Source organism: Kistimonas ophiarachnellae, from assembly GCF_057552235.1.
Window position 1 is genome coordinate 51,391 of the sequence record NZ_BAAJPA010000009.1, and the last position, 26,442, is coordinate 77,832.

Annotated in this window: 17 protein-coding genes; 10 read left to right on the forward strand and 7 right to left on the reverse strand. The window is 51.5% G+C overall.

Annotated elements, in window-relative coordinates; translation table 11 throughout:
* Window positions 1-45 precede the first annotated feature (45 nt).
* Both ssb and focA read left to right on the forward strand, forming a co-directional pair.
* On the forward strand, window positions 46-588 hold the full coding sequence (ssb, locus tag AC27K1_RS12645; protein WP_487150989.1) for a single-stranded DNA-binding protein: 543 nt from the start codon (window positions 46-48) through the stop codon (window positions 586-588).
* 209 nt (window positions 589-797) lie between these two features.
* A complete protein-coding gene (gene focA, locus AC27K1_RS12650) occupies window positions 798-1,661 on the forward strand; it encodes a formate transporter FocA (protein WP_487150990.1) in 864 nt (287 codons plus the stop codon).
* 163 nt (window positions 1,662-1,824) lie between these two features.
* On the opposite strand, the gene AC27K1_RS12655 is transcribed toward focA, so the two are convergent.
* Window positions 1,825-4,527, reverse strand: coding sequence for a hypothetical protein (locus AC27K1_RS12655; protein WP_487150991.1), 2,703 nt, complete (start codon window positions 4,525-4,527; stop codon window positions 1,825-1,827).
* 504 nt (window positions 4,528-5,031) lie between these two features.
* Here AC27K1_RS12655 and AC27K1_RS12660 point away from each other — a divergent pair.
* The gene (locus AC27K1_RS12660) at window positions 5,032-8,265 is read left to right on the forward strand and encodes a PAS domain S-box protein (protein ID WP_487150992.1); all 3,234 of its coding nucleotides are present in this window, start codon (window positions 5,032-5,034) and stop codon (window positions 8,263-8,265) included.
* Window positions 8,266-8,323: 58 nt separating this feature from the next.
* Here the strand turns inward: AC27K1_RS12660 and oppF are convergent, their stop codons facing one another.
* From oppF to AC27K1_RS12685, 5 genes are all read right to left on the reverse strand, one after another.
* Window positions 8,324-9,325 (reverse strand): murein tripeptide/oligopeptide ABC transporter ATP binding protein OppF, encoded by a 1,002-nt coding sequence (gene oppF / locus AC27K1_RS12665; RefSeq protein ID WP_487150994.1) that lies wholly within the window; start codon window positions 9,323-9,325, stop codon window positions 8,324-8,326.
* Window positions 9,322-10,296, reverse strand: a complete 975-nt coding sequence (gene oppD / locus AC27K1_RS12670) for an oligopeptide ABC transporter ATP-binding protein OppD (protein WP_487150996.1) — start codon at window positions 10,294-10,296, stop codon at window positions 9,322-9,324. Before oppD ends, oppF begins: the two co-directional genes overlap by 4 nt.
* Before the next feature lie 11 nt (window positions 10,297-10,307).
* Window positions 10,308-11,246, reverse strand: coding sequence for an oligopeptide ABC transporter permease OppC (gene oppC / locus AC27K1_RS12675; protein WP_395179913.1), 939 nt, complete (start codon window positions 11,244-11,246; stop codon window positions 10,308-10,310).
* 6 nt (window positions 11,247-11,252) lie between these two features.
* Entirely contained in the window at window positions 11,253-12,176 is a 924-nt protein-coding gene (gene oppB, locus AC27K1_RS12680; protein ID WP_487150998.1) for an oligopeptide ABC transporter permease OppB, read from the reverse strand.
* Window positions 12,177-12,286: 110 nt separating this feature from the next.
* Window positions 12,287-13,930, reverse strand: coding sequence for an ABC transporter substrate-binding protein (locus tag AC27K1_RS12685; RefSeq protein ID WP_487151000.1), 1,644 nt, complete (start codon window positions 13,928-13,930; stop codon window positions 12,287-12,289).
* Window positions 13,931-14,475: 545 nt separating this feature from the next.
* Here AC27K1_RS12685 and AC27K1_RS12690 point away from each other — a divergent pair.
* The 6 genes from AC27K1_RS12690 to AC27K1_RS12715 all read left to right on the forward strand — a co-directional run bounded on the left by AC27K1_RS12690 (window position 14,476) and on the right by AC27K1_RS12715 (window position 24,040).
* Window positions 14,476-18,645: a response regulator gene (locus AC27K1_RS12690; RefSeq protein ID WP_487151001.1), complete on the forward strand. Its 4,170-nt coding sequence runs from the start codon at window positions 14,476-14,478 to the stop codon at window positions 18,643-18,645.
* A 54-nt stretch (window positions 18,646-18,699) separates the two neighbouring features.
* Window positions 18,700-19,632 carry a CheR family methyltransferase gene (locus AC27K1_RS12695; RefSeq protein ID WP_487151003.1) on the forward strand — a complete coding sequence of 311 codons (933 nt, stop codon included), beginning with the start codon at window positions 18,700-18,702 and terminating at the stop codon, window positions 19,630-19,632.
* Entirely contained in the window at window positions 19,629-20,204 is a 576-nt protein-coding gene (locus tag AC27K1_RS12700) for a chemotaxis protein CheB (RefSeq protein ID WP_487151005.1), read from the forward strand. The genes AC27K1_RS12695 and AC27K1_RS12700 overlap by 4 nt, the downstream gene beginning before the upstream one ends.
* 7 nt (window positions 20,205-20,211) lie before the next feature.
* Window positions 20,212-22,347, forward strand: coding sequence for a two-component system response regulator (locus AC27K1_RS12705; RefSeq protein ID WP_487151006.1), 2,136 nt, complete (start codon window positions 20,212-20,214; stop codon window positions 22,345-22,347).
* Between the two features lie 74 nt (window positions 22,348-22,421).
* Window positions 22,422-23,159 carry an FAD-binding oxidoreductase gene (locus AC27K1_RS12710; protein WP_487151007.1) on the forward strand — a complete coding sequence of 246 codons (738 nt, stop codon included), beginning with the start codon at window positions 22,422-22,424 and terminating at the stop codon, window positions 23,157-23,159.
* 80 nt (window positions 23,160-23,239) lie between these two features.
* Window positions 23,240-24,040 (forward strand): SDR family oxidoreductase, encoded by an 801-nt coding sequence (locus tag AC27K1_RS12715; RefSeq protein ID WP_487151008.1) that lies wholly within the window; start codon window positions 23,240-23,242, stop codon window positions 24,038-24,040.
* 9 nt (window positions 24,041-24,049) lie between these two features.
* Here AC27K1_RS12715 and AC27K1_RS12720 read toward each other — a convergent pair whose 3' ends face one another.
* Complete coding sequence (locus tag AC27K1_RS12720; RefSeq protein WP_487151009.1) at window positions 24,050-25,408, reverse strand: bifunctional DedA family/phosphatase PAP2 family protein; 1,359 nt, start codon at window positions 25,406-25,408, stop codon at window positions 24,050-24,052.
* Between the two features lie 141 nt (window positions 25,409-25,549).
* Here AC27K1_RS12720 and AC27K1_RS12725 point away from each other — a divergent pair, with 141 nt between their 5' ends.
* Entirely contained in the window at window positions 25,550-26,422 is an 873-nt protein-coding gene (locus AC27K1_RS12725; RefSeq protein ID WP_487151010.1) for a class I SAM-dependent methyltransferase, read from the forward strand.
* Window positions 26,423-26,442 lie beyond the last annotated feature (20 nt).

Sequence of the window (26,442 nt, forward strand, 5' to 3'; positions counted from 1 at the left end):
GGCCCAGGGTAATGGTTATTGATTCTTGAATGGTGGGAGAGTTACATGGCTCGTGGTGTTAACAAGGTTATCCTGATAGGCAATCTCGGTGGTGATCCGGAAGTCCGCTACACGCCCAATGGCAGTGGCGTGTGCAACCTGAGTCTGGCAACCAGTGAATCCTGGAAGGATCGCCAGACCGGCCAGCCGGTTGAGCGGACCGAGTGGCACCGGGTTGTGGTGTTTGGCAAGCTGGCGGAAATCGCAGGTCAGTACCTGCGCAAGGGTTCCAAGGTTTATATTGAAGGCAAACTGCAGACCCGCAAGTGGCAGGATCAGCAGGGGCAGGACCGTTACACCACTGAGATCGTGGTGGATATTAATGGTCAGCTGCAAATGTTGGATGGCCGTCAGGACGGCATGGGCGGTGGTGATTACCAGCAGCAGAGCGCGCCGCGTCAGCAGCAGTCTTACCAGCAGCCTCAACAGCAGCAGGGCGGTTTTGGTGGTCAGCCTCAGCAGCAGGCGCCCCAACAGGCTCCCCAGTCGCAGCCACAATCCGCTCCGGCGGGTGGCTTTGATGATTTTGATGATGATATTCCGTTCTAAACGGCTATCAGGTCACCGGTTTTTAACAACCGCATAAGAAAAGGGCTTCGGCCCTTTTTTTGTTTGATATCAAGCCTGCTTGTTCGGTTTCCCGTTACGGGTTATTGCTGACAGGGGATTGGCGGGGTATTGATGTAAGTCAACGGTTTGGTTTCAAGGTTTTTTTAAACTTTCAAATCTTATTGTCTTCTGTATTCCCCATAATTCTTATGAACAGCATCGAACCCTCCTACTTTGAGGCGCGTTCGCCTCTCGCCATGGCCGAGCTCGCGGAAAACGTCGCCATTGGTAAAGCTGAAAAAGCGTTATACAAGACGTTTGTTCTGGCGATCATGGCCGGTGTGTTTATCTCCCTGGCCGGTATGTTTTATACCATTGTTTCCACCGGTTCCCATGGTCCGAATGCGCTGCCTTACGGTATTTCCAAGCTGATTGGCGGCATCTCGTTCAGCATGGGTTTGATGCTGGTGGTCATGTGTGGCGCAGAGCTGTTTACCAGCAGCACCATGATCTCCATTCCCTGTGCATCCGGCCGCGTGCCGTTTTCTACCATGGTCCGGAACTGGTGTGTGGTTTACCTGGGTAACTTTGTTGGCTCCATCGTTATGGTGTCGATGATTATCTACACCGGACAGTGGCTGGGTGCCCATGGTCAGGTGGGTGCATCGGCCATGTATATTGCCAATGCCAAGATGGGACACAGCTTTGGCCAGGCAATGGTGCTGGGTATTCTGTGTAACATCATGGTCTGCCTGAGTGTCTGGATGAGCTACAGTGCCCGTAGCGCCAGTGGCAAGATGCTCGCCATGATCCTGCCCGTTGCTGCCTTTATTGCGGCAGGCTTCGAGCACTCCATCGCCAATATGTACCTGCTGCCGATGGGCTGGATGGTGCACAACCTGGGTGATGCGGCGTTCTGGCAGGCTATTGGTATGACCCCGGCGGATTTCCCGCACATCACCCTGCACAATATGATTTTCAATAACATCATTCCCGCCACCATCGGCAACATTATTGGTGGTGGTATTTTGGTAGGCTTGAGCAACTGGTTTGTATTCCTCAGGAAACATTGAGGCTTAAGCGGATGCTGTCTTGTAACCGGCCTTGATGGCCGGTTGTCTTTTTGACGCATGAAATAAAGTCATCTGTCACCGATCCGCTATGTCCCCTGCTTAATGCGATCAATGTGTCAGGCAGCGAGATGTCCTGTTAATCAGGCGTTTTTTCGTGGCGACCTCATTTGGGATTGGCGTACAGCACAACGCGTTTCGGGTCTTTGGTAAAGTCAGGGAGTTCATGAGCTTTACATTCAGTATTGGCATCCAGCCTGAAATAATGGTGGCCTGTCGCATTCACCGCCGCGACTTTAGTGTTGACATGCTCATTGTAGTTTTTGGCATTGCAGGCAATGTCCAGCCAGGGATCGATAATTTGCATGTTCATGCCTAACTCAGCGAGGTTGCCGGTGGTCAGTGTCAGTTTGTTTTCTGTCGGCCTGTGGCTGCCATGAATAATGGCATTGGTTAGAAAGAACGTGTGGTCTTTTTGCTGGAAAACAATGAGCAAGGGGGTGATGTTTTCCTTTTTGCTGAGTTCGATGAGTTTTTTGTGGGTCATTAATGCAGTAATAAAGTGGGGGGCCAACTTTGTCTGGTGAGGGATCGCGCAAATTTTTTCCAGACAATCATCAGTATACAGTCGCGTATTGAACGCTGTTGGCGGTAATTCAAAAAGCAGGTCAACCAGATGGTCTTCAGGAAGTTCCTGTTTAAGGAATTGGGTTAGGCATATTGTAACGAGGTCGGGCTGGTCAAGTGCCATCCGAGGCAGAAGTTTAATTGTAGGATGTTGTTTTAATTCCTGATTAAGCATTTCTTCTTGCAGATCACTTAGTTCTTTGATTATATCGGACTCTTTCATAACTGTTATTCCTCTGGCTATATTTTCGGGTGTATGGATGAGCTTTTGGTAGATCAGAATTGTGGCCAGTTTGTGTAGAAGATGGAATGGCATAACCTTCTCAATAACAGGCGCTAATTCCAGGGGAGTCATGCGCTTAATTTGAGTGAAGAGAATATCTTTGCATTGTTTACGTGTGTGATTTACGTCGAGCAGGTGCGCAAGCATTATTGTAATATTGGATAATGACTCATTTTGTAATGTTTGCGATAAAGTGGATTGTGTTTTAATTAAGGCGTCTTTATTTTGGTGAGTCAATATTTCCTCTCTGAATGAATCAATATCGTAGTTTATTCCATCTTCGACCAGTTCTGAGCGAATTTCACGACAGATATTTTCGGCAAAGGGGAGTGTTTTAACGGTTATGATATTGGATAATTGCAGCCATTTTGATACGTCTTCAGGCAGCGTGTTTGCCAATGTGATTTCCTCCGGGGTAACCGACTTTGGGGTGGCCAGCATGACAGGCGGCGGCAGCCCGTATTCCTTTTTTTTCCCTAACGAGGGTAAATGCATCAACGTGAGGGATTCAGGATTGTCCATGAAGTCAGGGAACGACGTCATTGTGGTGGGAGGATTATGGTCGCCTGTCAATACACGTTGACCCAATGTGTTTCTGCGTGCAACGGTGTATTTGACAAATTGGCCATAATCGTCGGGCATGCAGGTGTGGTCAAGCCAGGTGTCAATGATATTGAAGTTGGGCCCAAGCGCAAGACTACTGTCCCCGAGCCTCAGTGAAGGGCTTATGGGCTCACAGGTGCCGAGAAAAACGACATTGACCAGCCTTGTCATCGTCTTATGGTGAATCAGCAGGAAGAGTTGGGTAGTCTCCGGCCTGATATTGTGTCGCTTATGAACTTCGTCCTTCATTCCCATAATTTCCCGATGGGTTAATATTGCACTGGTAAAATGGGTGAGCGCCTTGTTTGTTTCGGTGAAATCACATATTTTTTCCATGGCCTCATGGTCCTGCGGAATGGCTTTTACTGCCTGTCGTAACTGTTCCAGCAGCTCCAGCGCTTCCAGTTTGTCGAGAAAATTGGATAGCGACGTTTGTGATGGACGCTGTTGCGGTGGATTCGCAAGATCCGGCTCAGTCTCTTCCCTTTTGGTAGTGACTTCTGAGATGCGCGCTAACTTGAGCAATGCTTGAATCAGGTCTGAAGGTGAAGGCTGGCTCACCTGAATCTCCGAGAGATGTTGAACGATACGTTCAGCAATAAGCCTGAAATATACGAAAGAATGTTCTTTTACATTCTGTTTGTAACGAGTAATGAATGCTCTATCGAATATTGGTATGCCTTCTTTAACAACTCTTCTTATAACAGGTTCTTTTATTGTTGTTTGCTCAAATTTTTCTGCTGGAGTATATCGCAGTAAATTCTCGATTGATAAGATACATTGTTCTTTGCAGCTTTTGCTGAAAAATACAATGCGCTTGTTGTTTAAAAGGGTTTCGAGGAGTTTTATTTTCTCATCGTTAGGCATATTGTTGAAGTCTGTTGAAAGATCGTTTTTTGTTTGTTCTATTTTTGATTCGTTCATACGTGCTAAATCGTTGTTTTCAATATCAAGCAGTAATTGCTTTGTTTTACGGAAAAGCTTTTTGGCATTTGTTTTTTTTCTGTCGGAATCGTTTGGGTAAATGATGTCGATATACTTTAATTGGCCATCGTCAACGTCCCTGCGTGAATAGCCCAGGGCGTTAGTGGAAAAAAACAGCGTTGGTTTGCTCGAGTATCGCTTTATGTTGAGCCAATCCAGTATGTATGGTGGCAGGTTTTTCAGGCTTCCTGTTCGTTTGTGGTGAATGGGAATCTTGCTCTCAACCGGGCATGCTTCAATGTCTCTTGTCGGTATGGTCGCGCTGCTGCGTTCACCTGCGTGTTGGGGAGGCTTCCCCGGAGGCATTGTTCCGGTTTCCGTGCCGGTATGAGGCAATGGGGAAGGGCTTATCGTGTTGACCTTTTGTTCCATGGCTGGCACTTCCTGCGGATCTATTCACGGTGATACTCAGGTTGGCTGACTACAAGTGATCGACAAGCCCGAATACCATTTTCGACCTTTTTTTTACTCGTAGTTCCGTCCTGTTAGGGCGTTTAACTGCATTTGTTATTCAAGCGGCTTGAATGAGTCATATTGTTCCGTACTGAATTCGGGATGGGTTAATACAATAAGTGCAATGCAGTCAGAAGAAGCACCCGACAAGGTAAACCTGCCAAGGGAAGGTTGCGCAATGGTGGATACCGGACGAGGTCATATTCGTCGAAGAATTACCCCATACCGCCACGGGTAAAGTAAAAAAACGGGCTTTGCGGAAACCGTTCGTCCGTACCCGATAAACCAGTAATCGTACGGGCAGAGGTTGGTGATCTGACCTCTGTCTGTACGGCATCACTTTTTGGCACGAGTGACCGGTATCGACTAGTCTGACTAGACTGCATCAAGTCAGCACTGACAGACGTATGGATTCCCTGATCTATGTGGTCGTCAATCCGGAACAAGATCATTCTGTTTACCATTGTCCCGATCACCCTGCTCTATGGACTGATTAGCGGCCTGCATATCTACCATACCTTCATTCTCTCCCGCCAGGATGTGGAAGAGATCCTGATGGATGAAACCCGGCGCTACGCGGAGTTGCTCGATACCCGGTTACGCCAGATTCAGCAGCAAGGCGTGGTGTTTCAACGGTTTTTACGGTATGCGACGTTACCCGGCGCCAGGAATGGGGTGGTACCGATAATTAAGGACCTGTTGTCAGAAAATCCCTTGCTCTACGGGATGGTGATGAATGATCCGGCTATGGATGATGGACCACTGCTTTATCAGCGGGTGGATAATCAGCTGGTTACCACCCGGATGACTGGCACATGGCGATTGCCAGAGGTTTATCCGTATCACAGTAGCTGGAGTCATCCGGTTGAAATCCCGTTTTCTACAGAAAAGGTCCTATTTAAGCATCAGCCCCTGGAACAGGCAGGCTCCATAGACCTGCTGGTGAAAGTGTCTGATCTGATGACTCTGCTCAAACGGGATAACCCCCGCAAACTGAAGTTTATCCTTGTTGACCGGCAGGCGAATTTTATTCATTCCGATTTTCGTTACACGGTCGTTGATCAAACACTGCTGGACTCAGCCCGAAGAATGGGAGCGTCTTCGCTGGAGGCCATGATTAGCGGGCCTTTAAACCGTGGACAGGAAGCGCATACGACGGACAGGTATAAAAACTGGCGTGTCTGGTATTTTTCCAGTCCGGTACCCGTGGCGGGCTGGGCTTTGCTGGTCAAAATCCGGGAAACGGCCGCACTGGCAGAGCATATACGCTATGCCCTGATCAGTGCAGTGTTGATGATTCTGTCGCTGGTTGTCATCAGCTGCTGTGTCTGCAAGGTGTCCGGTACGATAACACGGCCTTTGATGCGTCTTCGTCAGGCGGTTCGGCGTTTGGGGGATGGTGTCTGGAAGCTGGAAACGGAAAGTTATGCGGATGATGAAACCGGTCACCTGGCCAGAACGCTAGCCAACATGGCCAGACGGCTGGAAGACCGGGAAGAGAGTCTGCGCCAGTTACGGGCCAGTAACATCAGTCGAATTGCCGAGCGATTGCGGGGGAAGTATGTCTATTTTGTCTTTGACGCCACAGGACGTATGACGTATGTCAGCCCGTCGGTATCGGGCATTCTGGGGTATACGCCGAAAGAATTCCTGGACCGGCATGCCGCGTTGTTTCAGGCTTATGCACTGGATTCAGACGGTCAGTGCGTGATGAGTGACGTGCTGCAGGGGCGGGCTATGGATCGTTTCATGCAGTTGGACATGCCGCACAGGGACGGCTCCTTACTCACGTTTGAAATCATCGGCATACCCGTTATTGAACCGGGCAACCGTATTTCCGGCATGGAAGGCATGGCGCATGATATTACCAATATTGTCAGTGATTCCCGCCGTTTTCGCAGTTTACTGGAGTCCGCACCGGATGCGATGGTTATTGCAACGAATGCGGGTGATATCATCATGGCCAACGCCAGGGCCGAAGAGCTGTTTGGCTATGATCGTCACGTGTTGCTGGGACAGTCGTTAGTCTTTCTGGGGCCGCCAGAGGCTGAAGGTAATACGATTGCGGATTTGGTGTGTCAGGTCCTCAGTAATAAAAGGCCGTCTGGATTTGAAACTACCCTGAAAAATTACCAGGGTATGATTTTCCCGGCAGAAATTACCTGTAACCTGCTGGATATTGATGACGAGCGACTGGTCTCCATTGCGGTCAGGGATATTACGGATCGTAAGAAAACCGAATCGGCGCTACGCCAGGCCCGTGATGATGCACAGGTGGCTGATCATGCGAAAAGTGTCTTCTTGTCAAACATGAGCCATGAGTTACGGACACCGTTGAATGGCGTTCTGGGGTATACCCAGATCCTGCTGAAACAGACACCCCTGACACAAGAGCAGCGTGACAGCCTGTTAGCCATAGAAAGCAGTGGTCAGCACTTGCTGACGCTGATCAATGACATTCTTGATTTGTCAAAGATGGAAGCCAATGGTGTCAGGGTTCGAAAGGTTCCGGTGGTGCTTCATAAGCTGGTTGAGAGTGTCAGGCGAATCGTCGGCCAGCGGGCTGAATCAAAGGGGCTGGATTTCCGGGTTGTCGTGGAAAAACGGTTACCGGAATCCTTCGTATCGGATCCCACCAAATTACGCCAGATACTGATTAACCTGTTGGGAAACGCCATTAAATTTACTGATAACGGTTACGTCCAGTTGACATTGTCATTGCATGAACGACAGGTTGTCTTTTCCGTCTCGGACAGCGGCATCGGGATTAAGCCGGAAGATCAGCAACATATTTTTGCTCCCTTTTTGCAGATTGACGCCAGCAGTCATCCGGGGGGAACCGGGCTTGGTCTGGCTATCAGTCGATGGTTGGTCAATGCACTGGGAGGGGAGCTTCAGGTCAGTAGCCAGCCGGGAATCGGGAGTACGTTCCACTTCAGCTTGCCTCTCATGCCTTCCGCTGCAATGGCGCCTGAATCGATCAACCAGGCAATCCTCGATCAAGGCAATGAGATTGCCGTGAGAAAGTCTGGCGGTTCTTTAAGAGTATTGGTGATTGCGTCTTCCCGGGAACGTGATGAGACCCTGTTGACCGGTTTGAATCAAACCGATGTGATTATCTACCAGGCAGAAACGCTGAATGAAGCATTACCTGAGATACGTGCACAGCCACAGGATATTGTCTTGTTATCCGTTTCAGGTCCGTTAGATGACTATCTGGACGCAGTCAGGGCCATCAGGGACATCCGGCAGGATGATCCCCTATGGCTCATCGCTATGTTCGCGGTACCAGACAAATCCTTGTCGCTTCATTTTCAGGAATATGGTTTTGATGGCTACGTCATCAATCCGTTTACAACGGATCAATTTATCAGTGTGATTGAAACGCTGGTTGTGAGAAGTCTCGATAAACAGATTGGTGCTCTATCATCACCGGATGGCAAGCCGGATATCAGCACCTTTATCGCGTTGTCCAAAGCCGCTGAGCTGGGAGATGTTGACCAGATAATGCGAATAATTAACGAATTACAGGTTAACAAGACAACCCGTCAGCTTGCCCGGTTTGTAGGTTATATTTGTCGTACGTTTAACTTTGAGCCACTTGAGCGTTTATGCTGTCATTTCACTTCGGGCCTGAAAGAAACGAACATGCTATAGCGTGGATTCCGTCCCGATTCCTGCCGTAGACAGAAACCAGGACATGACGAGTCTCATTTCATGGTGTGAAATCCGCTCGAAAACAGGCCACTCTGTGTGTTGTTTCGTTAAAAATGACAGTGTCTGGTTTGCTTTCTGCACAGGAGGGCAGGGCAATAGGACAACGCGTCCGGAAAACACAACCGGACGGCGGAGATATGGGTGAGGGTAAATCACCTTCCAGCAGCTCAATCTGTTTACCTTTTTCCTTGTCAGGATCGGGTATCGGCACTGCGCTAAGGAGCGCCCTTGTATAAGGATGCCGGGGATTGCCGTATAGCTCGTCCGCTGTCGCCAGTTCGGCCTCGTTACCCAGGTACATGACCAGCACACGGTCACTGATATGTTTCACCACGCTCAGGTCATGGGCGATGAATATCAGCGAGAGCCCCATGGCTTCCTGCAGCTCTTTCAGCAGATTCACCACCTGTGCCTGAATCGACACATCCAAAGCACTGACAGGTTCGTCGCATATGACCAATTTTGGTTTGAGAATGAGCGCCCGGGCAATTCCCACCCGCTGGCACTGACCGCCGGAAAACTCATGGGGATAACGGTTGATAACATTGGGCAGCAACCCGACACGGTCCATCATCTGACGAACCTGTTGTCGCATGTCTTCCCGGGAGATATCCGGGTAATAGTTGCGCAGGGGTTCGGCGATGATGTCGCCAATGGTCATCCTCGGGTTCAGTGACGCCAGGGGGTCCTGAAAGATCATCTGGATATCTTTCCGGACGGTTCTGAACGTCTTGTCATCGCAGCCAACCAGATTCTGGTTTTGCCAGAGAATCTTGCCAGACCGGGTTTTCACCAGGCCAATCAGCGCCCGTGCCAACGTGGATTTGCCACAACCGGATTCACCCACAATACCCAGCGTTTCGCCTGCATAAAGATCAAAGCTGACGCCATCAACGGCTTTCAGCATAGGCATGGGTTCCCACGGCCAGTCGCGGGCTTTCGGTACGGGAAAATGAACCCGGACATCTTTGACCTGCAGAATCGGCTGTCTTGCATTCATAAGACATCCTCCGTCGTATTGTGGGTCCAGTAGCAGGCTTTTTGACGTTCACCGCGGGTAACCAGTGCAGGCGCTGTTTGCCTGCATTGCGTCATGACATGGGGGCAGCGATCCTGAAACGGGCAACCTTCGGGCAGCCTGAGCAGGTTGGGTGGGTTGCCGGGGATGGTGGGTAATGAGGTATCGCTGTTATCAATGCGGGGAATCGATTCCAGTAGCCCTATGGTGTACGGGTGCTCGGGGGCATAGAAAATATCCCGGGTGGAGCCATATTCCATGGTGCGACCGGCATACATGACCAGCACCTTGTCACAGATGCCTGCAACCACGCCCAGATCATGGGTGATCATGATGATGGCCGTATTGAAGTCCTGCTTCAGTTCGTTGAGTAGCGCCATGATCTGTGCCTGTACTGTGACGTCCAACGCGGTTGTCGGCTCATCGGCAATCAGGAGTTTGGGTTGGCACAGCAATGCCATGGCAATCATGACCCGCTGTCGCATACCTCCCGAAAACTCGTGGGGATACATCGCCATCCGCTTTCGGGATTCAGGCATTTTCACCGCGTCCAGCATCCTGACGGATTCAGCAAAGGCAGCGTCTTTGCTCATGCCTTTGTGCAGCATCAGGACTTCCATCAGCTGCTTGCCGACTTTCATGTAGGGATTCAGTGAGGTCATGGGATCCTGGAAAATCATGGCGATTTTCTCGGCCCGGATTTTGTTGAGTACTTTCTCTGGCAGGTTCAGGATTTCCTCGCCTTCAAATTTGGCGGAGCCCATCGTCCGACCGTTTTTGGCCAGCAGCCCCATGATTGCAAAGGCAGTCTGGCTTTTGCCGGAACCGGACTCGCCGACAATCCCCAGGGTTTCACCCGCTTTGAGAGAAAAATTCAGATTGTTAACCGCGGTCACTTCCCCGTCCGGGGTTGAAAAGTGGACTCGCAGGTCTGTGACATCCAGCAGATTCATCGGGTACTCCATCAACGGTCTTTGGGATCCAGGGCGTCGCGCAGACCGTCACCCACGAAATTGAAACAGAACAGGGTTATCACCAGGAAGGCTACCGGAAACGCCAGTTGCCAGGCGGCGACTTCCATGGCCTGGGCGCCTTCATTGACCAGGGCTCCCCAGCTGGTCATGGGTTCCTGAACCCCGAGTCCCAGGAAGCTGAGGAAGGATTCAAACAGAATCATGCCCGGCACCAGCAAAGATGCATACACCACAACAATACCCAGAACATTGGGCACGATATGTTGCAGGATCATACGATGGGTGGGGGTTCCACAGACTCTCGCGGCTTCAATGAACTCCTTGTTTTTAAGGCTCAGTGTCTGGCCGCGAACAATACGCGCCATATCCAGCCAGGACACCGCACCGATAGCGATGAAAATCAGCAGGATTGAGCGACCGAAGAAGGTCACCATCAGGATAACCAGGAACATGAACGGGAATGACTGCAGGATTTCCAGGATTCGCATCATGATGCTGTCCGTCCTGCCGCCACTGAAACCGGCGATGGCGCCATACAGCGTACCAATCAGCACCGCGACCAGCGCGCCCATGATACCGACCATGAAGGAAATTCTGCCGCCCATCAGGGTACGGACGAACAGGTCGCGTCCCAGACTGTCAGTACCAAACCAGTGACTGTTATCCAGACCGGGAGGAACGGACATGTTGGCCCAGTCAATTTCATCATAACTGTATGGGCTGAGCATCGGCCCGAAGATCACCAGCAGGCCGATCAGGGCAAGAATGACTAAACTGGCAATGGCTGCCCGGTTTCTCAGGAATCGCGCCCGGGCATCTGCCCAGAGGCTGCGGCCCTCAATCTCTATCGACGGTGTGAGCTTGTCCGCCAATGCGTCCATGTTGCCGGTATTGAGGATGGGACCGGACTTGTTATTGGTTAATGACATCAGCAGTTACTCATAGCGTATCTTGGGATCAATCACGGCGTAGAGAATATCGACAATCGCTGTGAACAGGATGGTCAGTGCGCCGATGATGATGGTCAGTCCGAGTACCAGGGAGTAATCCCGGTTGAGTGCGCCGTTGACAAAGTGCTGGCCGACACCGGGGAGACCAAACACCGTCTCAATAACCACGGAACCTGTGATAATCCCGACAAATGCCGGTCCCATATAGGACACCACCGGCAGCAGCGACGGACGCAGCGCGTGTCTCAGAATGATGTGGTGAAAAGGCAGTCCCTTGGCTTTGGCGGTTCGGATGAAGTTACTGCTCAGTACTTCGATCAGGCTGCTGCGCTGAATCCGGGCGATGGCGGCAATATAGAGAATCGCCATGGCCGTTACCGGCAGCACCATGTATTGCCAGCTGCCGTCATGCCAGCCGCCGGCAGGCAACCAGTGGAGTGTGACGGCAAACACCAGCACCAGCAGTGGCGCTATCACGAACGAGGGCAGCACAACGCCTGTCATTGCCAGCGACATGACCAGGTAATCCAGCCAGCTGTTCTGTTTGAGTGCCGCCAGTGTGCCGGCGCTAACGCCGACCAGTACCGTCACGATAAAGGCTGCAACCCCGATTTTCAGGGAAACCGGGAAACTCTGGGCGACCAGTTCATTAACCGTGTAATCCTTGTATTTAAAGGAAGGGCCAAGATCACCGTGGGCAAGATCCCGCAGATAGTAGAAATATTGTTGGTAGAGGGGTTTGTCGAGGTGGTACTTGGCCTCGATATTTTTAAGGATTTCCGGCGGCAGGGCGCGCTCGCCGGTGAACGGGCTACCGGGCGCCATTTGCATCAGGAAGAATGAAATGGTGATCAGTACCAGTAACGTCGGTATGGCAATCGCCAGACGCTTGATGATGAATTTCAGCATACAGTGACCTTATCAGGCAGCACATGACCCGCACTTGCGACAGACGTGTCTGGGAGTCAGGTCCCTTCCCCATAGTGGGGAAGGGGGAACTGTGCAGAGTGTGTCAGGGGTCAGTGGGCCATGATGTAAAGATCTTTGGCCAGGACATTGTCTTCCGGGTTATTCATGGGGTAACCACCGACGTAGCTTTTCACCAGACGGCCCGTGACGTACTGGTAAACCGGCGCCACCGGCATTTCCTCGGCAATCAGCTGTTCGGCCTGCTGGTAGAGTTCAGTACGTTGGCTTTCGTCGGCGACCGTCATGGCCTTGTTCAGCAGGTTGTCGTACTCGGTGTTGCTCCAGCGGGCATAGTTGTTGCCGTTCTCTGTCATCAGCAGGCTGAGCATGGTTGAGGCTTCATTGTAGTCACCGATCCAGCCGGCGCGGGAAACATCAAACCGGCCTTCGCGACGGGTGTCGAGGAAGGTTTTCCATTCCTGGTTTTCCAGGGTGACTTTCACGCCGAGGGCCTTTTTCCACATCTGGGCGATGGCAATGGCAACTTTCTTGTGGGCATCGCTGGTGTTGTAGAGCATGGTCACTTCCAGCGGGTTGGATTTGTCGTAGCCGGCTTCGCCCAGCAGCTTGCGGGCGGCCTCGACACGCTGGTCATAGCTGAGGTTTTCCCAGTTCAGATCGGGTTTGACGAAGCTGTTGACGTTATCCGGCGTGAAGCTGTAAGTGGGCTTTTCACCCTGACCGACGACAAAGTTGGCGATGGCTTCACGATTAATGGTGTAGGACAGGGCTTTTCTGACCCGGGCATCACTGAACGGCGCTCGGCGGTTGTTGAACTCGTAGTAGTAGGTGCCGATCTGTGGGCTGACGCGGATCTCGTCAGGAATTTCCTTCTGGAGTTTCTTGAAGTGTTCCAGCGGAATCGGGGTGCTGCCATTGGTCATTTCGACCTCGCCGGCGCGATAGCGGCTGAGTTCGGCATTCTCGGATTCAATGGGCAGGTAGGAGACTTTGTCGATCACGGTCTTGGCGTTGTTCCAGTATTGGGCGTTGCGCTCCAGTACGATACGCTCATTGACGACCCAGGATTTCAGGGTATAAGCGCCGTTAGACACCATATGGCCGGGCTTGGTCCAGGTTTCGCCGTATTTCTCGATGGTTTTGCGCGGTGCCGGGAAGGTGGTCTGGTGTGCCAGCAGTTTAACGAAGAACGGGATTGGCTTATTCAGGGTAACCTGGAAAGTATGGTCATCCAGTGCAGCAACACCCAGTGCTTCAGGCGCTTTCTTGCCATCAATAACGGCGTCCGCGTTCACGATACCGGGAATCTGCATGTACCAGGCGTAAGGTGACGCCAGTTTGGGATCGACTGCGCGCTGGAATCCATAGACAAAATCATGGGCGGTGACAGGGGCGCCGTTAGACCAACGGGCATCTTTGCGGAGCTTGAAGGTAAAAACCTTGTTGTCCGGTGACGCTTCCCAGGATTCGGCTACAGCCGGGATGATATTGCCGTTGGCGTCCTGCGATACCAGCCCTTCAAAAAGATCTTTGGCAATACGGGAGCCTGGAGAGCCTTCGATCTTCTGCGGATCCAGCGATGCCGGTTCTGCACCGTTCCCCCGAACCAGTTCCTGCACCTTGGCCAGCTTGACACCAGCGGGCACCTCTGCGGCCTGTGCGGCAGTCATTGGCAGGGCTGCCAGTGTCGCCGATGTGGCCAGAATCAGGCTTGCTAATAGCGTCTTTTTCATTCTGTATCGCCTTAACCCGTTATCGTTGTTGATGTTGTTCGCGTTCTTCTCTGCCTGAATTGGACGTAAAGGAAGCCAGTCAGACCAGTGTTCACTGATCCGGTTCTCGGGGTGGGAGTACTGCAGGAGCGCCGTGATTCTGGCGCTACAGCGATTCAGGTGTGGATCACTGCCGATGGGCAACTGTCCCCCCAGTCAAGAATATCAATACCGGCAACCCTTTGCGCTGCAGACAGCGGTCGTCTGTCCATGTCAGACAGACTTAAGGTTGCGCCCGGTTGAAAATCCTTATCTAAAGGGGCTTTTTGTTGTTATTTAGGGCTTGGCAGCAATATATCGGTTTGTCGGGAAGTCTGGCAAGTCCCGAAATCGGCATTTGGGCATCGGTTGCTTCAGAACAGTCATAAATTGCAGGATTTTTGACAAATGGCATGAATTAGGAAGTCTGAAAGCGACCCTGTCGCTACAGGCTGTAGACAGATGCAGCCATGCCGATAACCAGAGAAGGCTATTAATCCGTAGGAAAGGCTTTCTGGATACCGAGTATGAAGCGCAAGGATGACTGGAGCACCTACCGCAAGGGGCTGGGCCGTACATTGCTGTCCTGGTTCATCGGTTTATCCCTGTTGCCGCTGACGATCGTGGGGCTGATCGAATACAACAATGCCAGTGAAAGTATCATCCGTAACAAACACGATGAACTGGCGCATGTGAACCTGCTCCTTTCCCGGCAAATCAATAACTACCATGACAGCGTCATTACCAACCTGTTCTTTCGGGCAGGGCAGGCAACGGATTTCCTCCTGGACCTGAAAAGCAGTTGGGAAATCTCCGACCTTCCCCTACGAGAGTACCTTTCCGGTATCCAGTACCAGGAGGTTGTGGACTGGCATGCCCGGGAATTCGTTGATTTTCTCTATTTTTTCAAATATTCCGATATTCTTCTGACGGATAACAACGGCAATATCCTTTATACCATCCACAAATATCGGGATTTGGGTGAAAACCTGTTTGATGGCGTCCTTTCAGATACACGGCTCAGCACCAAGGTCAAACAAGTGCTGGAAACCGGTGAGCCCCATTACTCCGACCTGGAACCTTATGAACCGTTAGGTGGTGAAGTCGTCAGCTTTTTTGTCATGCCCCTGATCAATGAAGAACGGGAAATCGCCGGCACGATCGCGGTGCAAACACGCTCTCAAGATGACCTCAAGCTTCTGCTTCATCAAGGTATGGATACCGGAGACCATGTCTCATCGTACATTGTTGGCGAGGATGGGAAAGTTCGCTTCTGGGCAGAGGATGAAGACCTTTCCTATGGACAGAAGATTAATACAGCTTCAGTGATGGATTGGTTGAATCATATAGATCCTGTCACGGGTGAGTATGTGGAATCTCATGAGCATCTTGCAGAGTATCAAGGTCGCAGGAATGCCAATGCTGATAAGCACGATCATGACCATGATAAAGATGAATACCTGGAAGACATCGATGACGGTACCGCCATAGCCCATATCGAGACATACCGTAATTACAAGGGCGATATGGTGTTGGGCGTTTATCGACATATGGAAATCATGGGAACACCCATGGTTCTGTTGACAGAAGTGAACCTTGATGACGCTTTGTTGCCTGTGACCCGGTTCCGGGATCAGTTATTTACTGTGCTGGTCATAACCAGCATTGTTGTTTTGCTGATATCGATGGTCTCGACTCGCAGAATTGTACAGCCGTTGGTCAGGATCAATGGCTGGGTAAACCGTGTGGCATCCGGTGAGTATGTCAAAGGTGAGGTCATTGAGCAGCAGAATGAAATTGGTCAGCTGAGCCGAAGTTTCAGCATCATGACCGAGCAGTTGCGACGGGTCAGCGCTGAGAATGAAGCCCGAAACTGGTTGCAGAGCGGTATTACCGGGCTTAATGAGGCGTTGCGCGGGGAGTTAACGATCACCGAGCTTTGCCAGAATACCTTGAGCTTTATGTGTCGTTATCTGCGCTTCCAGGTGGGCGCGATGTATGTGCTCACGGAACGGAACCGGCTGGTGATGATGGGCAGCTATGCCTATACCCTGTCCAGCGATCACCCGGTGTCATTTGTCATGGGTGAGGGACTGCCGGGGCAGGCAGCCCAGGATCGGCAGACGATGTATGTCGGTGTGCCGGATGACTATTTTCCGGTTTCCTCGGGGTTGGGATCCAGCTGCCCTGACCGGGTGCTGGTCATTCCTATTATGTTTGATGACAGTGTCAAAGGGGTGCTGGAGTTTGCACTGTTGGGCAATATTGATGATCGTGCCCAGCAGTTTATTGATGCGTCACTGGAAAGCATTGCCATTGTATTGAACCGGGTTCAGGCACGGGAACGGGTTCAGGAACTGCTGGAACAAACCACCCGCCAGACCGAGGCGCTGACCAGGCAGCAGGATGACTTGCGTACGGCTAACCAGGAGCTGGAACACCAGACCCGGATCCTGAGGGAATCTGAAGAAGAGCTGAAAAGCCAGAGTGAGGAGCTGCAGCGGGCCAATACGGAGCTGGAGGAAAAAACGGAATACCTGTTCCGGCAAAAAGCTGAAATTGAAATCAAGAATGCGGAAATTGAAGACTCCCGCCGTGATCTGGAAACCAAGGCGCAGGAGCTAGAGGAAGCGAGCCGTTACAAGTCCGAGTTCCTTGCCAATATGTCCCATGAGTTGAGAACGCCGCTCAACAGTATGCTGATTCTGGCCAGGATGCTGGCGGACAATGATGATGGCAACCTGTCAGAGGATGAGGTGGAATCGGCCCAGGTCATTGATAAAGTGGGCCATGACCTGCTTAACCTGATCAATGATATTCTCGACCTTTCCAAGGTTGAAGCCGGTAAGCTGATCCTGAACCTGGAAGACGTGTTGCTGGAATCCATTGAGCGGCAGATGCGGGACCAGTTCAGTGCTGTCGCTGAAAACAAGGGACTCGATTATATCGTGGCGTGTGATCCGGGCCTGCCGGAGTCTATCCATTCGGATAGCCAGCGTCTGATGCAGGTGATCAAGAACCTGTTGTCCAACGCGATCAAGTTCACGGAAGAAGGCAGTGTCACCTTGCGGATTTTTAAACCTGGTGACGACGTCCGGTTTACCAGTGAAAACCTCAGGAACAGTCAACATGTGATTGGCTTTGCTGTGAAAGATACCGGTATCGGTATCCCGCCAGAGAAGCAGGCCGCGATATTTGAAGCGTTCCAGCAGGCCGATGGGTCTACCAGCCGTAAATATGGCGGAACCGGACTGGGCCTTTCCATCTCCCGTGAAATGTCGGTATTACTGGGCGGTGAGATGCAAATCACCAGTGAGGCCGGCAAGGGGGCAACCTTCACGCTATATCTCACGGATATGCCTGAACAAGCGGTGGACGAAGAGGTGTCCGACGTTGACAGGGGCGATGACATGATTGCGCTGCCTGAGTCGAATGACTCGCCAGCCATATCAACGGTCTCGGCAGAGAAAACGGCCAGTACACAGCCGGTTGCAATGAAACCGGACGGTTCTGACCGGCCTCTGCTGATTGTGGAAGACGACAAGATTTTTGCGGCTGTTCTGAAAAAAGTTGCTGAGAGCTCAGGCTATGAATGCGTGGTCGCGCATTCAGGCAAAGATGCGCTTGAGATTGCCCGGAGAGTGCATCCCCAGGCGGTCATCCTGGATCTTGGTTTGCCGGATATGGAAGGAGAGCAGGTTCTTGAACGGCTGAAACAGCAAACCGGAAATCGCAACATGCCCGTTCATATCATTTCGGGGCGTGAACTGGATAGCTCTCTATTGCGCAAGGGCGCGACGGCGCTGTTAAAGAAACCCGTTTCTGAAGAGCAGCTGCATAACCTCTTTGGCAAGCTGGAGAAAAAGCGCGCTAACGAAATACAGAAAGTCCTGATTATTGATGCTGATGAAGCAAGTCGTGAGAAAACCATCGCCATGCTGGGGAGTCGCGGAATTGAAACCGGGGTTGTGACCAATGGCCATGATTTGCGGGAAGCCCTGAAAAAATCACAGTACCACTGCCTGGTCATTGATATTGACCTGCCGGACGAAGACGGCACTGCATTGTTGCATGAACTGCATGATCAGCTGGGGGAAAGCATGCCCCAGGTGATCATCAACACGTCGCGGGAGATTGATCGGGAAGAACACCGGGAGCTGGCAGAGTTCGCCGGCACCATGGTCATGAAAGGCGAACACTCTGAAGATCGGCTGGTCGATGAGGTCAATCTCTTCCTGCACAGTATTCAGCCAGGTAAACCCAAAAAACCAGTGGCGAAACCGGCGGCTGTTGATGATAGCGCCCTGAAAGGCCGCAAGATTCTGCTCGTGGATGATGATCTGCGTAATACCTTCGCCCTTTCCAAGGCCCTGCAGAAATACCACCTGGAAATCGTGCTGGCCGACAATGGTGAACTGGCGCTCCAGCAGCTGGAAAAAGAACCGGACGTAGAATTGGTGCTGATGGATATCATGATGCCGGTCATGGATGGGTATGAAGCGACTCGCCGTATCCGGGCTCACCCCCGTTTCAAGAACCTGCCGGTGATTGCATTGACCGCCAAGGCGATGTCCGATGACCGGGCAAAGTGTATTGAAGCTGGCGCCAATGACTATATGACCAAACCGATTGATATGGAAAAGATGGTGGCTATGTTGAAGCTCTGGTTACAGCAGAAACCGGATGATACCGCCTAGCCAGGCTATACGCTTGCCTGTCCGATGATGTCATTTTGTAGGAAATTTGCCTCAGTGGATGAGAGGAAGGAAAAAACTGCCGCGTTTTCGGATCTGTTACTACCGACAGACAGTGAGTCGCTGCCGGAAAATCCGCAAGAGAGTGAGTCAAAAGATGATCTCAGGGTTCTGGAAACTCTGGAGATCAGGCTGCTGCTGGATGCGGTAAAACAGCACTATGGCTATGACTTTCATGATTATGCGCCCGCTTCTCTTAAGCGCCGTATCCGGGAATTCCGGGATGATATCGGTTGTGAGCATATCGCTGATCTGATTCCCCGTGTGCTGCATGATGCTTCTGTGTTTGCGCTGCTGTTGCGTCATATGTCGGTCACTGTCACGGAGATGTTTCGGGACCCGGCCTTTTTCCGGAAACTTCGGGAAGAAGTGATTCCCTGGTTGAAAACCTGGCCTTTCATCAAGATCTGGCACGCCGGCTGCGCAACGGGGGAAGAAGTCTACTCCATGGCGATTTTGCTGGATGAGGCGGGTATCCTGGATCGTGCACAGATCTACGCCACGGATCTGAATGAGGAATCATTACAGATTGCCCGGCGGGGAATCTATCGCACGGAAAACCTTCCTCTCTACGAAGAAAATTATATGAAATCGGGTGGTGAAGGCTTATTAAGCAATTATTACCATCAGCGTTACAGTTCTTTGAAATTCCATCGCCGACTCTCCGCCAATATGACGTTTGCCAATCATAACCTGGTGACTGACGGAGTATTTGGCGAAATGCACCTGATCATTTGCCGGAATGTATTGATTTATTTCAACTGCGATCTGAAGAACCGGGTATTTCAACTTTTCAATAGCAGTCTGTGTCCGAAAGGCATGTTGTGCCTGGGTACCCGGGAAAGTATCCGCTTTACGGATATCGACCCTTTCTATGAGACCGTGGATATTTACCAGAAAATCTATCGGAAGAAAGCGGTGGCAGAATGAGAATGCATTCGTTTGCTGCTGTTGTTATTGGTGCTTCTGCAGGGGGGATTGAAGCCCTTAAGGTTTTGTTCAGTGGATTGCAGCCGGCGTTTCCTTTACCTGTGTTTGTGGTCAAACACATTGATGCCGCCGCTGATGACAGCATTATTCGTTATTTGAATCAAACCAGTCGTTTGCCTGTTTCGTTTGCCGATGATCAGGAGCCCGTCGAAAGCGGTCATATTTACCTGGCGCCACCGGGTTATCACATGCTGATTGAAGAAGATTGCAGTATCAGCCTGTGTGTCGACAGAAAAGTGGCTTATTCCCGCCCTTCTGTGGATGTTTTGTTTGAGTCTGCTGCTGAAGCCTATGGTTCCAGCCTGATTGCTGTGGTGCTGACCGGTGCTAACCGCGACGGCAGCGTCGGCGCCCGGCAGATCAAGCAACGGGGCGGGCTCGTGTTGGTGCAGGATCCGGCAACAGCCGAGCATGAGGTAATGCCAAAGGCCACTCTTGCCGATACAGACGTTGATGGGGTGATGGCGCTGCCGGCATTGGCGGCTCACCTGAACGAACTGACAGGACAGTAACCGTCTCATGGACGCTATGGAAGAAAACACGCAGGAACCTAAATTACCCAAGATTCTGGTGGTGGATGACAAGCCGGAGAACCTGCTGGCAATGGGGAAACTCCTGAAGCCGGTGGGGGCTGAAATCTTTAAGGCGTTGTCCGGCGAAGAGGCGCTGGGTCTGGTGTTAAGGCACGAGTTTGCCCTGATTCTGCTGGATGTCCAGATGCCGTTCATGGATGGTTTCGAAACGGCCCGCTTTCTCCGCGACAATAAATCGACGGCGACTATCCCGATTATCTTTGTGACAGCCATCAGCAAAGAAGATAAACATATCACCGAGGGGTATGAGTCCGGGGCGGTGGACTACCTGTATAAGCCGGTTAACAAAGATATCCTTCTGAGTAAGGTCCGTGTTTTTCTCCAGCTCGATAAACAGCGGCGTGAACTGGAAGACCTGGCAACAGAACTCCGCACATTGAGTGAACAGAATCATTTGCTGCTCGATTGTGCGGCAGAAGGCATTCTTGGCATTGATCCGGAAGGCAACATCTCCTTTGCCAATCCTGCCGCGTGCAAATTATTGCAGCAGGAGGAAGCGGTATTGCTGGGCGCTTCCGTTCTTCCGTTCTTCATGGAACCGGGTATTGAGAACATTATTCAACAATGGACGGTCGGTGAGACTGATCCGGAGAGTATCTATTCAAAGACAGCCACATTGAAAGTGGGCGATAACGATAGCCTCCCGGTCGAGTTCAGCGCCTCTCCCACGCAGACAGAAAACGGCCATGTGATGGGCGGCGTGCTGGTTTTTCAGGATATTACCGAACGCAAGAAACTCGAAGAACACCTCTTGAAAATGGCCAAGTACGACAGTCTGACCGGACTGGCGAACCGCACCTTGTTCATGGAATTTCTGACAGCGTCTATTACCCGCAGTGAGATCAGTCAGCACATTACCGCTGTTTTTTATCTGGATCTTGATCACTTCAAGCCCATCAATGACAGCCTGGGGCATGATGTTGGTGATGAGCTACTGAAAAGTGTGGCTGAGCGGTTACGGCAGAATGTTCGCCGGGGAGACCTGGTAGCGCGCCTGGGCGGAGATGAATTTGCCATTGTACTGGACGATGTTGCCAGGCCTGGTGACGTGAAACTGGTCGCTGAAAAAGTTGTGGAAGCGATCTGTCGTCCGCATCTCCTGGGCGGTAGGGAGTTGCATGTCAGTACCAGTGTCGGGATTGCCGTCTGGCCAGAATGCGGCAAAGCGCCGGATGAGCTGGTTAAGGCTGCCGATACGGCCATGTATGTCACCAAAAAGAATGGCCGCAGGGGCTATCAGTATTTCACGGATGCCATGCGGGAAGATAACCGGCGCAAGGCCTCCATGGAACAGGCGCTGAAGACGGACCTTCAGCGTGGGAATTTTGAGCTGTTTTATCAGCCGATGGTGGGGCTTGAGTCTGGTCAGGTGATAGGCTTTGAGACTGAAGTTCGCTGGAACTACGAGGGCAGACTCTGTTTGCAGGATGAATTTTTGCCATTGGTGGAAGAATTGCGGCAAATGACTCCCCTCGGGGAATGGATGTTGAATAACGCAAGCCGGGAAATCGCGCAGTGGCGTTACGCCGATCCGGAACGAAAGCAAACCCTGTTGGCCATGAATTTGTCGTTAAGCCAGTGCAAGGACGTCAACATCCAGGCAATGATTGAAACCCTGCTGGAACAGCAGAATATTGATCCCCAGGTTATGGAGATCGAGATCTCAGAGCGTTTCCTGAACGAAATTCCAGGCAAGGTCATCAATGATTTAAAAGCGTTAAGAAAAGTGGGTGTTCATGTGGCCCTGGATAATTTTGGGAGTGGAACATCTGCACTGAATTATTTGCGTCGCCTGACGGTTGATGTGGTCAAGATTGACCCTGGCTTTATCCATGAGATCGGGCGTGACAGTGCGACAGAAGGCATTATCCGCGCCATGACATTCCTGGCCAAGGATATGGGCATTAAAACGGTGGCTGAGGGGATTGACAGCGAAGCCCAGCTGGCGTTTGTCCGGGAGCTGGGATACGACCGGGGTCAGGGGCTGTTGCTGGGCGCTGCGAACCCGGTTACACGGCTGGAAAATGTGGTTGCTCTGCCTGATAAAAACAGTGCAGGTTGAGTGGCGGAGTTGACAGTCGGGTGATATCACGCATTCTTATGGAATACCCTGTTTCATAAGTCACGGAGTTCTTCATGCCCCTGCCTGTTTTGGATGCGGAGTTACTCAGCAAGACATCGTTATCGGACGATACGCTTGAGCTGACATTTCAGCTTGTCGATGACAGTTTTTCCTTTCAGGCGGGGCAGTTTGTATCCATTCAATTCGAGCTGGATGGAGAGAGCTACAAACGCAGCTATAGCATTGCCAGCTCGCCTGATACGTTTAAATCAACTCGCCAGTTTGATATTGCCATTGCACTGTTGCCGGATGGTCGTGCCAGCCGTCGGTTTCAGGAGGCCATGCCCGGAGAACGCTTTGGGATTACTGGCCCCTTCGGATTCCTGGTGTTACCGGACAGTTTGCCTGAGCGGCTGGTGCTTGTTGGTACCGGCACCGGGATGGCGCCTTATCGTGCCATGTTGCCAGAGCTGGAGATGATAGCTGCCAGTGGTATTACCCTGCATATCCTGATGGGAGCCAGGTATCGAAAGGATGTCATTTATCGCGAGGTATTCTCTTCACTGGCTGCTCAATTCGAGCACGTGACATTTGAACTTTGCTTAAGCAGGGAAGCAAGCCCGGATGCCGGGATGGCAGAATACTCTGGTTATGTTCAGACAAGATTCCCTCACCTGAACTTGTCCCCGGAGCGTGATCTTCCTTATCTGTGTGGTAATCCTGCCATGATCGATGATGCTGTGGCCTGGCTCAGTGAAGCAGGGTTTGGCCCACGGCAGATCAAGCGCGAGAAATATACCTTTTCGCGCTAGTCCGTTGTCTCTGTGCTGTCAGGAAGGCAGATTGATCAATTTCGATAATAATAGCCCTACGACAAGCAGGGAGTTTGGCGATGCCGCACTCGTTCAAAAACAAGACTGTCGTGATTACCGGCGCCTGTGCAGGCATTGGCAGGGCACTGAGTCAGCGATTCGGTATGGCTGGTGCACGTGTCGCATTGATTGATCTGAACCGTGATCAGATCGCGACCTGTATTGATCATCTCGAAAGCCGGGGAGTACAGGCTAAAGGGTATTGCTGTGATGTCAGTGATCAGCAAGGGGTTCATGAGACGGTTAACCGGATTGTTGAGGATTTTCAGCACATTGACGTGTTGATCAATAATGCGGGTATTACCCACCGAAGTTTGTTTGAGGACACCGACATTGAGGTTCACCACCGTCTGATGTCAGTCAATTATTTTGGTGCGCTTTATTTTACCCGGGAGGCGCTACCCGCACTCCTCGATAGCCATGGTCTGGTGATCACCATGAGCAGCATGTCCGGTTTTGCACCATTACGTTATCGGTGTGCTTATAGCGCGAGCAAACATGCACTGCACGGCTTGTTCAACTGCCTGAGGGTTGAACTGATGGATCGTGACGTTGATGTCATGATGGTCTGTCCGGGGTTTACGGCGACGGATATCTACAAGAATGCTTTACAGGGAAACGGGGCTATTGTCAGAAAGCCTTTTGCCTTAACCGGGAAATCTGCCTCTCCTGCGGATGTAGCAGAGGAGGTTTTTATCGGTGCAGGTAAGCGCAAGCGCCTTCTGCTTCTGTCCAATGTGGATTGGCGGGCGCGATTGTTTGCCCGCTTTTTTCCTGTTTTCTTTGAGCGTTACCTTGCCCATCGAATGGGTGGTATGTAGAACCTGGCACTATCCAAGATAGGTATTGCGAGCGTCAGGAAACATCAGGGCGATAATGACTGTGCTGCTTACCAGTAAAATCGATACCAGTACGATGGGGTGTCGGGGAGGCAATGAGTCGGCTAAACGCCCGCAGCCATAAAGCCATAGCGAAAAACCCAAGGTACCGAGCGCCAGACCGCCAATGACATCTGTCGCCCAGTGGACGCTGAGGTAAAGTCGTGAAAAACCGACCAGCATGGCGATCGCGATACCAATGCTCCAGACCCATGGCCGTTTAACTTCCGGAATGGCAAGTGCAACATAGCGAGCGAGCCAGAGTGACAGAAAGGTTGTTAATGTCGTATGTCCGCTGGGAAAAGAAAAGCGAACCAGGTCTGCGGGATTATCCGGCCGGTTCAAATCAAGCCCCCATTTCATTAGCCATAAGACGCTTTCCACACCCGTAATCAACAGGCACATAAGCAGGACAAGTTGCCATTGCCGATTCATTGCCAGCCCTGTAACGGCCAGCCCAAACCAGACCAGCTGAACTTCATGGTCTCCTATCAGTGTGATGACGACCATAATCTGGTTCATCAAACCGGTATGGTTGAAGACCAGCCATTGGGTAATCGCAGCATTGGCAAATTTCAGTTCACCAAAAATCACTAGACAGGTGATGAGTAACAGGCTGATGGAACTGGCATACACCAGATAACGGCTACTGATCGATAATTTGCCGGAGGTTGCTTGTTGATCGTCCGTCAAACGGATCTTGTCATAGATATACCCCCCCATGAATGCACAAAACAGGCTGGTGCCGAACAGGATGGCAAGAATAATCAGAATATCTTCGGACACGGGGGGAGACACCTGCATGGAAGCGCCAACCAGGTAGCCCGGCAGAATATAAACAGGCGCCCAGGCTATGGCAGAAATAATATTGACGACATAAAAGCGGGAAGCCGGCATATCCAGCATCCCTGCCACCAGTGGGATAATCGGCCTGACCGGACCAATAAAACGCCCAAAGGCTATACTTTTTCCGCCGTGGCGATGAAAGAATTTTTCACCATCTTCCAGCCACTGGGGATGTTTGGTAAACGGCCACCAGTTGGCGATATGGCGATGGAACACCCGACCAAGGATGAAACTGATACCATCCCCAAGCACGGCGCCAATGAAGGCAGCAATGAGTGTTGTCCAGACATCCAGCACACCGCTGCCGGCAATCGTTGCAGCGCCAAACAGCATGACCACGCCGGGCAGAACAATGCCGGCAATAGCCAGGGATTCAACCAGGGCGATCAGCATGATGCTGATCGCCAGCCATTCATGGTGGCTGTGCAGCCACTCCAGCATGGGCTGGATGTCGGTTAGATCCATACTGTACCTGCCGGAACCTCATAAACAGGTAAATTCGGTGTCATTGATGATATCCCACTATTCAATAGGAACTTGCGTGCTTAATCACGCCTCGTTATGCTCGCCCATAAAATAATGATAAAAGCGTATATAAAGAAGACTATGATGTCTCCCTCTGCAAATTTGTCCCCTGAGGTGGATACCTCTCGCATCAGTATCAGCGCACTTTATACGGGTCATGTCTGGTTTCGTCACGGCTTGTCACTGCCAGAACTTTACTCGTTCAAGGGAAAGCTGAGTTACGGGGCACTGACGCCGGTCAATGCATTGATTCGGGCAGTAGCCGGTGCCGATATTGAAACGTTTCTACTGGAACGTCATGTCATTATTGATGAACTGCTTACCCGCGCCATTGAGGATCAGGGTGTCTGCCAGGTGGTTGAGATTGCCGCAGGCATGTCGCCGAGAGGCGCCTGCTTCATGCGAAAGTATGGGGATTCTCTGCACTACATTGAAGCCGATCTGCCCGATATGGCTGCCCGAAAGCGGCGCTACCTTTCGCAGCATGGCCTTTTGTCCGACCGGCACCAGGTCGTTGAATGCAATATTCTTGCGCAGGAAGGGGCTGATAGCCTCTCGGCCCTGTTCTCTGCCCTGGATACGGATAAGCCGGTTCTGGTCATTACCGAGGGGCTGGTGAACTATTTTGAGTTACCGGTTATTTCAGGTTTCTGGCAACGCCTCGCCGATAAGCTGGTGACGTTTCCCAGGGGAATTTACCTGTCTGAAATCTATCCTGATCTTCAGGATCATCCGCTCTATGGCTGGGTACAGTTTGCCCAAAAGATTGTGGGTTTGTTAACCCGTGGCGGATACCCTTTGCATTATCGGGATGATGAGGCAATACGGGCAGGGTTTTCCGGCTGTGGATTTGCCGATATCAAGGTCCATAACCCTGCCAGTTTTTACGATACCTTGCCTTTGAAAAGACTTGAGATTCCCAGCGCCGTGCGGATCATCGAAGCCGCGGTCTGATGAAGACCGCGGCTTGATTA